The 12,855-nt window shown below is 48.7% G+C and carries 8 protein-coding genes; 3 read left to right on the top strand and 5 right to left on the bottom strand.

The window, feature by feature from the left end:
- Window positions 1-30: 30 nt before the first annotated feature.
- Window positions 31-3,255: a S41 family peptidase gene (locus QNM19_RS13140; RefSeq protein ID WP_049865537.1), complete on the bottom strand. Its 3,225-nt coding sequence runs from the start codon at window positions 3,253-3,255 to the stop codon at window positions 31-33.
- 128 nt (window positions 3,256-3,383) lie between these two features.
- Window positions 3,384-3,872, bottom strand: coding sequence for a winged helix-turn-helix transcriptional regulator (locus tag QNM19_RS13135; protein ID WP_010382851.1), 489 nt, complete (start codon window positions 3,870-3,872; stop codon window positions 3,384-3,386).
- Between the two features lie 368 nt (window positions 3,873-4,240).
- Between QNM19_RS13135 and putA the strand changes: the two genes are divergently transcribed.
- The 3 genes from putA to QNM19_RS13120 all read left to right on the top strand — a co-directional run bounded on the left by putA (window position 4,241) and on the right by QNM19_RS13120 (window position 10,408).
- Window positions 4,241-8,044 carry a bifunctional proline dehydrogenase/L-glutamate gamma-semialdehyde dehydrogenase PutA gene (gene putA, locus QNM19_RS13130; protein ID WP_284026782.1) on the top strand — a complete coding sequence of 1,268 codons (3,804 nt, stop codon included), beginning with the start codon at window positions 4,241-4,243 and terminating at the stop codon, window positions 8,042-8,044.
- 188 nt (window positions 8,045-8,232) lie between these two features.
- The gene (locus QNM19_RS13125; protein ID WP_049865536.1) at window positions 8,233-9,432 is read left to right on the top strand and encodes an aromatic amino acid transport family protein; all 1,200 of its coding nucleotides are present in this window, start codon (window positions 8,233-8,235) and stop codon (window positions 9,430-9,432) included.
- Between the two features lie 91 nt (window positions 9,433-9,523).
- Entirely contained in the window at window positions 9,524-10,408 is an 885-nt protein-coding gene (locus QNM19_RS13120) for a hypothetical protein (RefSeq protein ID WP_049865535.1), read from the top strand.
- A gap of 41 nt (window positions 10,409-10,449) precedes the next feature.
- Here QNM19_RS13120 and QNM19_RS13115 read toward each other — a convergent pair whose 3' ends face one another.
- The 3 genes from QNM19_RS13115 to pomA form a co-directional block, all read right to left on the bottom strand.
- Window positions 10,450-10,974, bottom strand: coding sequence for a hypothetical protein (locus QNM19_RS13115; RefSeq protein ID WP_284026781.1), 525 nt, complete (start codon window positions 10,972-10,974; stop codon window positions 10,450-10,452).
- A 165-nt stretch (window positions 10,975-11,139) separates the two neighbouring features.
- Window positions 11,140-12,072 (bottom strand): flagellar motor protein MotB, encoded by a 933-nt coding sequence (locus QNM19_RS13110; RefSeq protein ID WP_058797359.1) that lies wholly within the window; start codon window positions 12,070-12,072, stop codon window positions 11,140-11,142.
- A gap of 2 nt (window positions 12,073-12,074) precedes the next feature.
- Complete coding sequence (gene pomA / locus QNM19_RS13105) at window positions 12,075-12,842, bottom strand: flagellar motor protein PomA (RefSeq protein ID WP_049865534.1); 768 nt, start codon at window positions 12,840-12,842, stop codon at window positions 12,075-12,077.
- Window positions 12,843-12,855 lie beyond the last annotated feature (13 nt).

Below are 12,855 nucleotides of genomic sequence, written 5' to 3'. Positions count from 1 at the left end.
ACAGTTGTCCAGACCTGGTAAGTGCAGCCGTTACTGACCAAATTCAGTTGGCGCTGGCGGCACAGTGAGTGGCTTCTTCGGGTTTGCTTTCATTTCTTTTAGCAATTCCTCAACAGCACGCTCTACTGACGGATCTTTACCCGCATGGATCAGCTCTGGACGATCTATGACTTCGATATCCGGACTCACACCCACATCTTCAATGATCCAGTTACCCTCATTGTCCAGAATACGGAAAGTCGCAGCAATCACCTGACCACCGTCGACCAAACGTGGATTACCTGATATACCGATCAGGCCACCCCAGGTACGCGTACCAATGAGTTTACCTAACCCCGCCTGACGGAAGTAGTAAGGTAACGCGTCCCCGCCCGAACTCGAGTAACCATTGATCAGCATGGCTTTCGGTCCATCATGGGCGAACTGTGGTGTTTTGGTTGGCTCAACACCACGGCGTTTCCAATAGTTGAGAGGCTTACGAGCCAGCCAGGTGATCATGTGCTCAGGTATAAAGCCACCACCATTGTAACGGTCGTCAATGATCAGGGCATCTTTGGTAGTTTGTGGCATAAAGTGCTTAAACATGGCACGGTTACCTTCAAACAAAGTATTTGGCAGATGCACGTAACCGATACGGCCGCCAGACAGTTTATCGACATATGCCATGCGAGAGTGAACCCACTCAAGGTAACGCAGGCCACCTTCACTGGCACTTGGCTTCACTGTTACCTGCCACGCACCATCCAGGCTTGGTGTGTTGTTAAGACGCAACTCAACCTGAGTCCCTTGGGTATTTTCCAGCAGCTCGTAGAAGTTACTCACGGAATTAACCGCGCGACCATTCACCGATACAATGTAATCGCCCACGCTGGCGTTCACACCCGGCTCATCTAACGGCGAGCGGAATTCTTCATGCCAGTTCTCACCCTGATAGATTTTTTCAATGCGTACAAAGCCTGAGCTGTGGGCACTGATCTGAGCCCCTAACAAACCATGCTTCTTACGTTTGGCTTTCGGCTCATCACCAGACTGAACATAAATGTGACCCGCATTGATTTCACCGGCGATTTCACTCAAAACGTAGTCCAGATCGTTGCGATGCGCCACGGCGTCGGCCATTGGCTGATAACGTTTCAGGATCGCATCCCAATCCTGGCCATGGTGATTTTCATCATAGAACCAGTCTCTGAGCGTCCGCCAGCCCTCAACATACATTTGTTGCCACTCAACTTTCGGATCAATCTTGAGCATCATGTTGCTCAGGTCAAGTTGTGTCGCTTTCAGATCTTGCTTGGCTTTAGGCTTAATCACACTGTACTTGCCACCAGCACGGACAATCAGGTGTTCACCACCAGCAGCCAGCTTGTATGCCTGCACACCCTTAGCAACCGTTTGTACTTTGCCATCTTGTTTGTTAGGGATCAGCTTTAGTGTGCCTTCAGAAAGTGTCAATACGCCGTCCTTAACGCCACTCAGGTCAGCATAGCTACCCGCTTTCGCCGGTAATGCAACAACCCGTGACATAAAGCCTTCAACCTGCAGTTGATTATCCGCCTTACTGTTGTCGGCCTGCTCGTCTTTCTCTTCACTGACGATTGCCGCTTCATCACTGTTAAACGCACTCAGTGAAGCAACCTGGTCGTTCACAGCTACAGCATACAAACGGGTTGCATTGTTGTATAAATAAGCAAATTCATACGAGCTGAATGTCAGATTGAAATCGCGCTCTGACGTAAAATACAGGTATTGGCCATCCGGTGAGAATGCCGGGTTCTGCTCGCTGGTCATGTCATCTGTCAGGCGACTGAGTTTTTTACTCTGCGTGTTGTAATGCCAAAGCGATGCATACCTGTTGGCATTGTTCTTCACAAAGATCAGATCTTCGCTGTTTGGAGACCAGGTATACTGAGTGATGCCATCGTCATCATATTTACCGGTATCGATTTTATGCAGTTCACCCGATTTGGCATCCAGCCACCACATAGTGTGGTTTTTATCCGCAAATAACAGCTTTGAACTGTCGGCAGACCAGATTGGGTCAAATCGCCAGATAGTCCCGTTACTGGTAAGTTGTGTTACCTCATTATTATTGGCGCGATCTTTAAGATAGATCTCATATTCGCCCGACACATCGCTCATGTAAGCAATATAACGGCCGTTTGGCGACCAGCTGGCTGCAATTTCACGACCCTTGTCCGTCATGCTCAGGTTGCGGGTCGTACCTTGCTCAACTGGCACCGAAAAAACTTCACCACGTGCAGTAAATAAGGCACGTTTACCATCATGAGATACATCCATTGAATCAATGAATTTGCTAACATTTTTGGTATAAGGCATAGCGTACTTGCGTACCCCGGGCACATTAATGGTCAGCTTTTCAGTGGCTTTGGTTGCCTCATCAAAACGATACAGATAACCGCCATTTTCATACACGATGGCATCAGGACCAGCTGATGGCCACAGCACATCATAATCACTGTGGTTGGTCATTTTAACCGGCGCTTTCCCTTCACGATACTTATATAAGTTCAGGGTGTAATCGCGGTCAGAGACAAAATAAATGCTATCATTCACCCAGGTTGGCTGCTGATCTGTTGCTCTGTGCTCAGTGAGCTGCTTAGAAGTATTATTCTCTAAATCATACACCCAGACATCCTGCGCACGACCGCCCCGGCTGCGTTTCCAGGTTCTGAATTCACGATCTATCGGAGTATAAACAAACTGCTTGCCATCGGGTGACAGCATACCACCACCACTTTCAGGGATTGCCAGCGGCTGCTCCAGGCCACCATCCGCCGGGATCATGAAAGGGCGACCCATACGTTTACCCCAGGGAGTACGATTGGCACGGAATACGATGTGTTTGCCATCCGGCGTCCAGTCAAAAACCCGGTAGTCAAAACCGCCGCGCGGTGGCATTGGGCCCACATCATTGTAATACGTCAGCTGCTTAAGATTGGAACCATCCGCATCAATCACATAGATTTGTCGACTACCGTTGTACTCGGCAGCAAAGGCGATGCGCTTGCCATCGGGAGAGAATTTGGGAAACGTTTCAAAGCCAACGTGGTCAGTCAGACGCGTGCTGTTACCTGATTTTGTGTCGGCAATGTAGATATCGCCGCCATATACGAAAGTGACTTTGTCCTGGTGAATATCAGGAAAACGCAGTAAACGCGTGTCCTCTGTCTGGTAGGCAGCGGCCAGCGGCGCTGCCACAGCCGCAATGGCGGCAACTAGGTGCTTGAGTTTCATAAGCCTCACAAGATAGTTTTGTTATTTTATCGCATAATAACAACTCTGTTCCTAATTACAGCTAACTTGCGGCCAAAAGCTTGTTACAAAATATGAAACCCCAATGATATGGTCCAATTCAGCGAGTATCACTGAAAGTTCAGTACCTCAACCCCCATGTCTTCTTTAACATGTTCAATCACCATATAGGTATGATTGGTGCCAACACCGGGGATCTCAACTATCTGCCCCAATACTTCACGATACTGGCGCATATCCTGTACCCGAATCTTTAATAGGTAATCGAACCCACCAGCCACCATGTCACAGGCCACCACATTGGGGAGCTCCAGTACATGCTCTTTGAACGTTTCAAAGACCGATTCTGTCGAGCTTTTCAGTGTGATCTCGACATGGGCCACCAGGTGCTGACCCAGCTTGGCGGCATTTAACCTGGCAACATAGCCCTCAATATAACCTTCGGCTTCCAGTTTCTTCACTCTATCGAGACACGGACTGGGACTCAGATTAACCGCTTTGGCCAGGTTTACATTGGAAATACGGGCATTCTTTTGCAGGATATCCAGGATAGCTAAATCAATCCTGTCGAGCACCCGCGTTTTAATTGAAGTGGTCATTCAGCATAAAATTCTGCACAGCTTGGCAATTACCCGCAAATTTACCGTAATCCCAAAAAATAAGACAGCATATTCTGCTGTCTTTTCGATAGAATGTCCCCGAAATTTGACGTAATCGCCACACCAGAGACTTAACCGTGGCAAACCATTTTTTAGAACGCGAGATTGGCTAAAAGTTGAACACCCCTAAAGGTGTGTTAAGGTTAGCACTATGACCGCATCATATTGTCGTAATTGACGCTTTATGCAATGGCCTACCGATATTAAAAGGCCAAACACATAGCAAGCACTTACACACCACTTGCTATCCCTGCTCTAAGCTGTTCAATTTACAATCATTTTTGACTCTTATTTTATGAGGCTGAGTTATGCTTTATAACGGCGATTTGACAACCACCTGTCCTATCAGACAGAAGATCCGCGATTTTTACCGCATCGATGAAAACGAAGTTATCGACCATATTTTGCCTCTGGCAGAAGTTGGCGTAACGGCCCGTAGCCGTGCCTGGGAAAGAGCCCGCCAGATAGTCGTGAACATCCGTCGCGATCAGGATGGTCAAAATGGGGTAGACGCGCTGCTTAACGAGTTCTCTCTGTCATCAGAAGAAGGCGTGGTCTTGATGTGTCTGGCAGAGGCCTTATTGCGTGTGCCAGATAAAGAAACTCAGGACCAGCTGATCCGCGATAAACTCGCTAAAGGTGACTGGAGCTCTCACTTAGGTAGCAGCGACTCTCTGTTTGTAAACGCGTCGAGCTGGGGTTTGCTGGTCACCGGTAAAATGGTCAACTACAGTGACAAACAACAAGAAGAACAATTTGGCGTCCTGAAGCGCACCATTGGTCGCTTAGGCGAGCCTGTGATCCGTAAGTCTGTTAACTTCGCTATGAAGATCATGGGTAAACAGTTCGTCATGGGTGAAACCATTCAGGATGCGATTACCCGCGCAGCAGAAAAAGAACAAAAAGGCTACGTTTACTCGTACGATATGCTGGGCGAAGGTGCCCGTACCATGGCAGATGCCGAGCGTTACTACCAAAGCTACATGAATGCAATCCACGCCATCGGTAAAGCAGCAGCCGGTCGTGGTCCAATTAAGAGCCCGGGTATTTCTGTTAAGCTTTCTGCAATCCACCCGCGTTATGAGTTTTCTCACAGCGACCGTGTGATGGAAGAGTTGGTGCCCAAGCTAAAAGAGCTGGCGATAGCAGCAAAGCAGTATGATATTGGCTTTACAGTAGATGCTGAAGAAGCGGATCGCCTGGATATCTCTTTAGACGTGATTGAAGCGGTCTTCTCAGCACCGGAGCTGGATGGCTGGAATGGCTTTGGTCTGGCAGTACAAGCATATCAGAAACGCGCTATTTTTGTGGTGGAATGGGTTGCTGATCTGGCTCGTCGCGTAGGTCGCAAGCTGATGGTCCGCCTGGTAAAAGGTGCTTACTGGGATACCGAAATCAAGACCACACAGCAAGACGGTTTAGACCACTTTCCGGTATTTACTCGTAAAGCGACCACAGACGTCTCTTACAAAGCCTGTGCAATCAAACTACTGGAAGCACGTGATGTGCTGTTTCCGCAGTTTGCAACACACAATGCCTATACCGCCGCTACCATTCTCGAAGTGGCTAAAGGCGACAACACAGGGTTCGAATTCCAGCGTCTGCATGGTATGGGTGAATCTCTGTTTGACCAAATCGTAGAAAGCGAAGGGATCCAGTGTCGTGTTTATGCGCCGGTTGGTCATCACGAAGACTTACTTGCCTACCTGGTGCGTCGTCTGCTTGAAAACGGTGCCAACTCATCGTTCGTTAATGCCATTGTCGATACCACTAAGCCAGTAGAATCTCTGCTGCCTGATCCGGTTGAAACCTTGCAAGGCCTGCGTAACAAATATAACAAGCAGATCAACCTGCCTATCGAGTTGTACGGCGATGAGCGTCCGAACTCAAAAGGGATGGACCTGACTGACATTAATGTACTCACCCCGTTCAAAGAGAACCTGGATAACTGGTTCAACGAACATCGCATTGAAGAAAGCGCTGTGCCTGAGGGTCGCATGGCGGTACGCAACCCGGCTAATCACACAGAGATTGTGGGCCATGTACCTGTGCATGACGAAACGTACATGCAAAGCATTCTGAGCAACGCAGAAAACGCCTTTGCCGAGTGGTCTCAAACGCCGGTTAAAGAGCGTGCTGACCTGCTGCGCCGTGTGGGTGATATTCTTGAGCGCCACCACGACGAACTGGTTGCAATCTGTATTAAAGAAGCCGGTAAAATCACCCAAGATGGTATTGATGAAGTACGCGAGGCCGTAGATTTCTGTCGTTACTACGCTGCACGCGCCGAAGAGCTGTCTAAAGACGAGCGTTTTGAAGCCCGTGGTGTGATTTTGTGTATCAGCCCGTGGAACTTCCCACTGGCGATCTTCCTGGGTCAGGTTGCCGCAGCCATTGTGACGGGCAATACCGTTATCGCTAAGCCAGCTGAGCAGACAAGTATGATTGCCGTTCGTTGTATCGAACTGATGCGTACCGTTGGTCTGCCTGAGCACGTTGTTCAACCGGTTATTGCGCGCGGTAGTGAAGTGGGCAAGCACATTGTTCCAGATGAGCGTATTCAGGCCGTGATGTTCACCGGTTCAACTGAAACCGGCACATTGATTTCACAAATTCTGGCTGAGCGCAACGACATCCAGGTCCCGCTGATCGCAGAGACAGGTGGCCAAAACTGTATGGTTGTGGACTCAACAGCCCTGCCTGAGCAAGTTGTTGACGACGTCATTTCTTCTGGTTTCCAAAGTGCTGGTCAGCGCTGTTCAGCCCTGCGGGTACTGTTCCTGCAAGAAGACGTCGCGGATGGCATTATCAAGATGCTGCAAGGCGCGCTGCAAGAACTACATGTTGGTGATCCGGCGTTGCTGTCTACAGACGTAGGCCCAGTGATCGATGAGAAAGCACTCAATGCCCTGACTAAACACGTTGAGTTTATGAAAGGCAATGGCAAATTGTTGTTTGAAGCTAAGATCCCGGACAACAGCGAAAATGGTGCTTACTTCTTTGCACCGCGCTTGTATGAGATCTCTGACTTGTCAGTACTGAAACGCGAAGTGTTTGGCCCGGTTGTTCACGTCATCCGCTTCAAGGGCGAAGACCTGGACAACGTCATTGACCAAATCAATGGCACGGGATATGGCCTGACTATGGGTGTTCACTCTCGTATCGAAGCGCGTTGTGAATATCTGGCGAAAATGTCTCGCGCAGGTAACGTCTACGTCAACCGTAATATGATTGGTGCCATCGTAGGTGTGCAACCGTTCGGTGGTCGTGGTTTATCAGGCACAGGTCCTAAAGCCGGTGGTCCAAACTACTTGTTGCGCCTGGTGAAAGAAAAAGCGTCTCCGGACAACGTGCAGATGACTAACCTGACACCAGATGAGTTAGAAACACACCACTTCCCGGGTGCGGTTGAGCAAGTTGAAGCCCTGATGCAAAACTCGCTTCGCGATGAAAAAATCTGGCGTGCAACTCCGCTTAATGACCGTGTGTCTGCGGTACGTCAGCTACTTGCCAAAGTGGCGACGGTTGAAATCATCGATGACCTGGCGGACGATTTAGCCCTGACACTGGCAGATGCCCGTGCCCAGCTTAACCGCCTTGAAAAGCGCATGCGTTCACACATTGTGTTACCTGGGCCAACAGGTGAATCTAACACCTTGCACCTGGAAGCGCGTGGTTGTGTTGTATGCTACGCCGATAAGAGTACCTCGTTTAACTTCTGGGCGCTGTCAGTCATCACCGCATTGGCAGCAGGTAATACCGTGATCACTGTGGCATCTGAGTTATTCTATGAAGAAGCACAGGCATTCCGTGACAAGTTCATCGCCACTGGCGTTGCCGAAGGCGTATTCCAGGTTGCTAAACCAAACCAGCTACAAGCTATTCTGGCGCACCCGCACCTGTCGGGAGCTGTGGTTGCTGCACGTTCGTCACGTCTGGGCTACTTCAGTCAGCAGCTGGCTGCACGTAAAGGTGCGATCCTGCCAGTGATCAGTGCTGAATACTACGACACACTGATCAGCCGTCTCGTTACGGAGAAAACAATCAGTATTGATACCACCGCATCGGGTGGTAATACATCACTGATGACTCTGGTAGAAGATGACGAATAACCGAATGTGTTAAATCTCATTCAATCTAAGCCGGCATTCGCCGGCTTTTTTTATGCAATTTCAATCACCTTAAACAGTGCTGTAATGCACAAATTACAAGCCTGTACCTTGATTTGTAGCAAAACTATTTCATTTTTTATTGAACCGTTATATTGTGCCTGCTTCTCTCACAAAGTTAGGGGCTATGTGTGCAAAAGAACAAAACTATCGGCAGCATGTTAATTGTCGCCGGCACCACCATCGGAGCAGGTATGCTGGCGCTGCCGATTGCTTCTGCAGGACTAGGATTCACCACCGCGTTACTCTTAATACTGGCAACCTGGGCCTTGATGACCTATACCGCCTTACTGATGCTAGAACTGCATCAATACGCCAACAAAGAAGCCACTCTCAATACGCTGGCTAAACGCATATTAGGTAAAAAAGGCCAGTATGTGGCAAACTTTTCCATGGTATTTTTGTTTTATGCACTCTGTGCGGCCTACATAGCAGGCGGCGGTGCGCAACTCCAGGAAAAGCTGACGGCTTTAACCAGTATGGATATTGCCCCTCAGGCAGGCTCAGTACTGCTGGCCATCATGGTCGCAACCATTGTGACTTTGGGTACCAGCACCGTCGATAAGCTCAATCGCGTTCTGTTCACGATCAAAATCCTGGTACTGGCCAGTTTATTCTTTGTTCTTACACCCTATGTACGCGGTCAACACTTGCTGGATATGCCCGTCGAGCAAGGACTCATCATCTCTGCACTGCCGGTCATCTTCACTTCATTTGGCTTTCATGGCTCTATTCCTTCTATCGTTAAGTACGTTGGTCTTGATATCCGTACGCTAAGAAAAGTAATGATAGTAGGTGCTTCACTCCCTTTAGTGATCTACATAGGCTGGCAGTTGCTCAGTCAGGGTGTGATGGCACAAAGTGCGTTACTAAATAGCGAAGGGCTGCCTGGGTTTGTAGCCAGTATCTCCAGTATTGCGCATAGCCCGCAGGTAAGTACCTTTGTGACACTGTTTGCCGATCTGGCACTGGCGACCTCATTTTTAGGTGTCAGCCTGGGCCTGTTTGACTTTTTTGCAGATGCCTTTAAAAAGCGTAATACCGTGTCAGAGCGGGTAATCACGGCACTCATTACCTTTTTACCGCCGCTGGGGTTTGCCCTGTTTTACCCGCAAGGGTTTATTATGGCGCTGGGATATGCGGCTATTGCACTCGTCGTACTAGCAATTTTCCTGCCTGTCACTATGGTTTGGCAGCAGCGTAAAACGCAACAAACGGACGGCTACCAGGTCGTTGGTGGTAACCTGGGTCTGGTGTGCGCAGGGCTTTGCGGCGTGCTAATCATTTCAGCACAATGTTTGCAGATGCTCGGAGTGATCCCGCCACTTTAACAAATCACCACACTTTTTGCCTCGATTTAACTACGGCTGGCGATATAATGCCCGTATGAAGACATTATCAGCCGTAGTTAAGAAGGACCGTATGAAGCACCTGATCCCCCTTATTCTTCCAGCCACTTTACTTATCGCCTGTGGCGGAGAGAATAGTGAACCATTAAAAGCAAACCCGGACTCTTCCACAGATAATAATACCCAGGATACCAGCAACCTCACACCTAGCTGTGGCAATAATTTCAACGCACAACGGTCGCTGAACAAGTTTGAAAGCACCGCGGTCTTTTGGCAGATTGAAGGAGCCCGCTTGCAGTCCAAGCCCCAACTCACGATATTGGCCGACAAGTTCTCTCTCTCTGCGTCCCATGAACTCAGCTCAGATGACACCTTATGCCTGCTGGCCGCAAATATTTTTGGTTCCAGTGGTGCACAGACCTGGCAAGGGGATGACAATGGCTCGGTAAAACCGGGTGAGCTTTACTATTACAGCCCCGCAATTACCTTTACAGGGGCTTTACCATCGCTCACGTCACTGGATGACTGGCGCAGCCAGGGGGCCCCGGCACAAACCGCTATCACGACCCCAAGCAGCGAGATCACCATTTGGTATCGCAACCGGGATGAAAACCGCTTTACTTTAGGAACGGCACAAAGCAATCAAAATCCGGTCACCCTGAGTTGTGACCAAAACGGATTTGCATTGTCTTACTCTTTGTCTCAGGTGGCGCAAAGCCAGGTAGATACCCTCAACCCCAGCTTCTGTGAAACTCAAGGCACCGGAGAGAACGCCGTTACTCAATGCCTGAGTGTGGCACTCACCACCACAGACAAACTGGAATCCTGTACATTTGGCACAACCAGCGTGGCTTTACCTGACAACACAGGCAACAAGACATCAGTCAAAGTGGCAGGTGAACTAAATATAATGACAGCGAACGCTGAACTGAAGATCACTCAGATTGATATTCGCTAGCAAAGGGGTCCTGCCAGCGGTGGGGCCAGAAGAAAGATTCTTTACCCTAAATCTTGATTGGTTTGCGAAGGTGGACTGCCTTTCGCTTTGCGGCCAATTACGTAAATTAAGGGAGCAAAGCACAAAAAAACGGTCGCATAATTAACCAATGGCAGAATTGTTTTATACAAATAGCCAGAATAGCTTAGATCCATCAAATGTCGGTCAACCAACCGGAATAACTGAAGTAAGGGTGCAGGGATAACAACCAACTGACAGATAATGCTCTGCCACATATACATTTTATCTTTCAATGCCCAGTAAGCCACTATGGCAATAAAGAGAATGTCTGCAGCAGCCCAATAAATGTAGCGATAAACCTTGCCGCTATCCAATTCCCTTACTAGTTCATGGGTCAAATAGCCATTAACGAAAAAGATAAGGCACAATAACGAATATCGCAACGCTTGCCTGTCTTTCAAAAAATAAAACAGAACAACAGCAAAAGCGACCATCACCATCTGACTGTCAAAAATAGCATTAAGGACAGGTCGAAGACTGGAGCTGTTGATATCGATATTCGTCATGATATTTAGTCGAGATGCCTACTTAACTTTCTCGTCACCATCGTCACCGCCACCATTAGACCCTGGCATATAAGCATATTTATTAAGCATTGTTTTCTCCATTAACATTGTCAGATTAAATTCCGCTGAATAGCCTAGCCCAAGAATCGGTACCACGCAATACTTCTAGTTGTTTCCGCGTACATTAATTGGGTCAGATTCCTTAGCCTTACCTTGCATAATAGATATTTCGACACGCCGGTTGCGACGACGGTCTTCATCAGTTTCATTAGGCACCAGAGGGCGGGTATCCGCATGCCCAACCACCACCATACGGTTTTTGTCAAATCCAGTGACCGTCTGCATTTCTGACGCGACGGCAACCGCCCGGGTCGCTGACAAATCCCAGTTATTGCTATATAGCTCATTCGAAAACTGGAAGTCATCCGTATGCCCGGACACCGTTATTTCACCAGGCACATCTTTGAGTAGCTGAGCAATATCCTGGATCACGGGCTTAAACTTAGGTTGTAAGAATGCACTGCCAGAAGGAAATGAGCCATTCTCCTGGATCCGTATAATAATTTGCTGTCCCAATGACTCCAGTTCAATCGCACCATCCATGATTTGCTTTTCGAGCTGCTGGGCGATTTTCTTCACCAGCTCATTAACCTGTTCCTGCTCCGCAGCCGCAATGGCCTGTGTCATCGACTGTTCCTGTGCTGTGCTGGAAGACTCACCACCACGCTTGTTACCGCGCTGCTCCTGTCGTCCACCCGCAGAGCTCTCATCACCCGCCTGAAATTCCAGCATCTGTTGCGTCATTTCAACCGTCTGCTGCTGAATAGTTTCTATCGGAGTAGGCTCAGGCTTACCCGGCGTGAACTCCATGGCAATCACACTGGTGCCTTTAGGAATATCTTTTACCTCAATCTTGTTTTGCACACCGAATGCAAACTTCATCGAGCCCGCGATCTGCTTAAATTTGAGTACATCCATTTCTGAAAACGCCAGCAGCAGTACGAAGAAACACATCAGCAGAGACATCAGATCGGCAAAAGTCCCCATCCAGGCTGGTAAGCCTGGGGGGGGACATTTGCATTCGTTCTCGTCAGACATAATTACTCCTCGGCCTCAGCACCCCGTTTGGATTCAGGCAGGTAGTTTTTCAGGATACCTTCTATCACTTTCGGGTTCTGGCCGTCCTGAATGCCCAAAATGGCGTCCAGGATCAAACGTTGGTTGCGTTCTTCTTCATCTTTACGCAACTCCAGTTTTACCTGAATAGGGATAGCCACAACGTTGGCCAGGAACGCACCATACAATGTCGTCAATAGCGCAACGGCCATCGCAGGTCCAATCGCTTTTGGGTCATCCATGTTTGATAACATGGCTACCAGACCAATTAAGGTACCAATCATCCCCATTGCAGGGGCAATGTCCGCCAGAGACTTAAACAACCCAGCACCCATTTCGTGACGCGTTGAGGTCAGCGCAATGTCTTTTTGCAGGGTTGCCCTGACCACATCCGCATCGTGACCATCCACCAGCATGTCAACGCCTTTACGCATAAAGGAATTGGGAATTTCAGCCTCTTCTAATGCCAGGAAGCCACCTTTACGCGCAGAATCTGCCAGTTCAACCGCTTTTTCAATCAGCTCTTCCGGGGTCTCCAGCTTAAACATAAAGGCCTTACCGGCCACTTTACCAATGCCAAAAAACTGGCTCATGGTAAAGTTCGATAGCACGATAAAAATCGAGCCACCAAATACAATAACCACTGATGGAGTGTTGTAAAACATGGCAATCTGGCCATCACTACTAAGTACCATGGACATCACAATCAAGCCTATGGCCCCTAAGATACCAATTACGGTTGCTAAATCCACACACCCTCCAAAG

It is taken from the genome of Pseudoalteromonas ardens (genome assembly GCF_030125445.1).
Lineage (GTDB): Bacteria > Pseudomonadota > Gammaproteobacteria > Enterobacterales > Alteromonadaceae > Pseudoalteromonas > Pseudoalteromonas ardens.
The sequence above is the reverse complement of the archived record's forward strand: the minus strand, read 5'-3'. Positions and strand labels throughout refer to the sequence as shown.

Coding starts and splice junctions, on each gene's coding strand:
- QNM19_RS13120 (WP_049865535.1), top strand. CDS start 9,524: ATGAAGCACCTGATCCCCCTTATTCTTCCAGCCACTTTACTTATCGCC.
- QNM19_RS13140 (WP_049865537.1), bottom strand. CDS start 3,255: ATGAAACTCAAGCACCTAGTTGCCGCCATTGCGGCTGTGGCAGCGCCG.
- QNM19_RS13115 (WP_284026781.1), bottom strand. CDS start 10,974: ATGACGAATATCGATATCAACAGCTCCAGTCTTCGACCTGTCCTTAAT.
- QNM19_RS13135 (WP_010382851.1), bottom strand. CDS start 3,872: ATGACCACTTCAATTAAAACGCGGGTGCTCGACAGGATTGATTTAGCT.
- QNM19_RS13110 (WP_058797359.1), bottom strand. CDS start 12,072: ATGTCTGACGAGAACGAATGCAAATGTCCCCCCCCAGGCTTACCAGCC.
- putA (WP_284026782.1), top strand. CDS start 4,241: ATGCTTTATAACGGCGATTTGACAACCACCTGTCCTATCAGACAGAAG.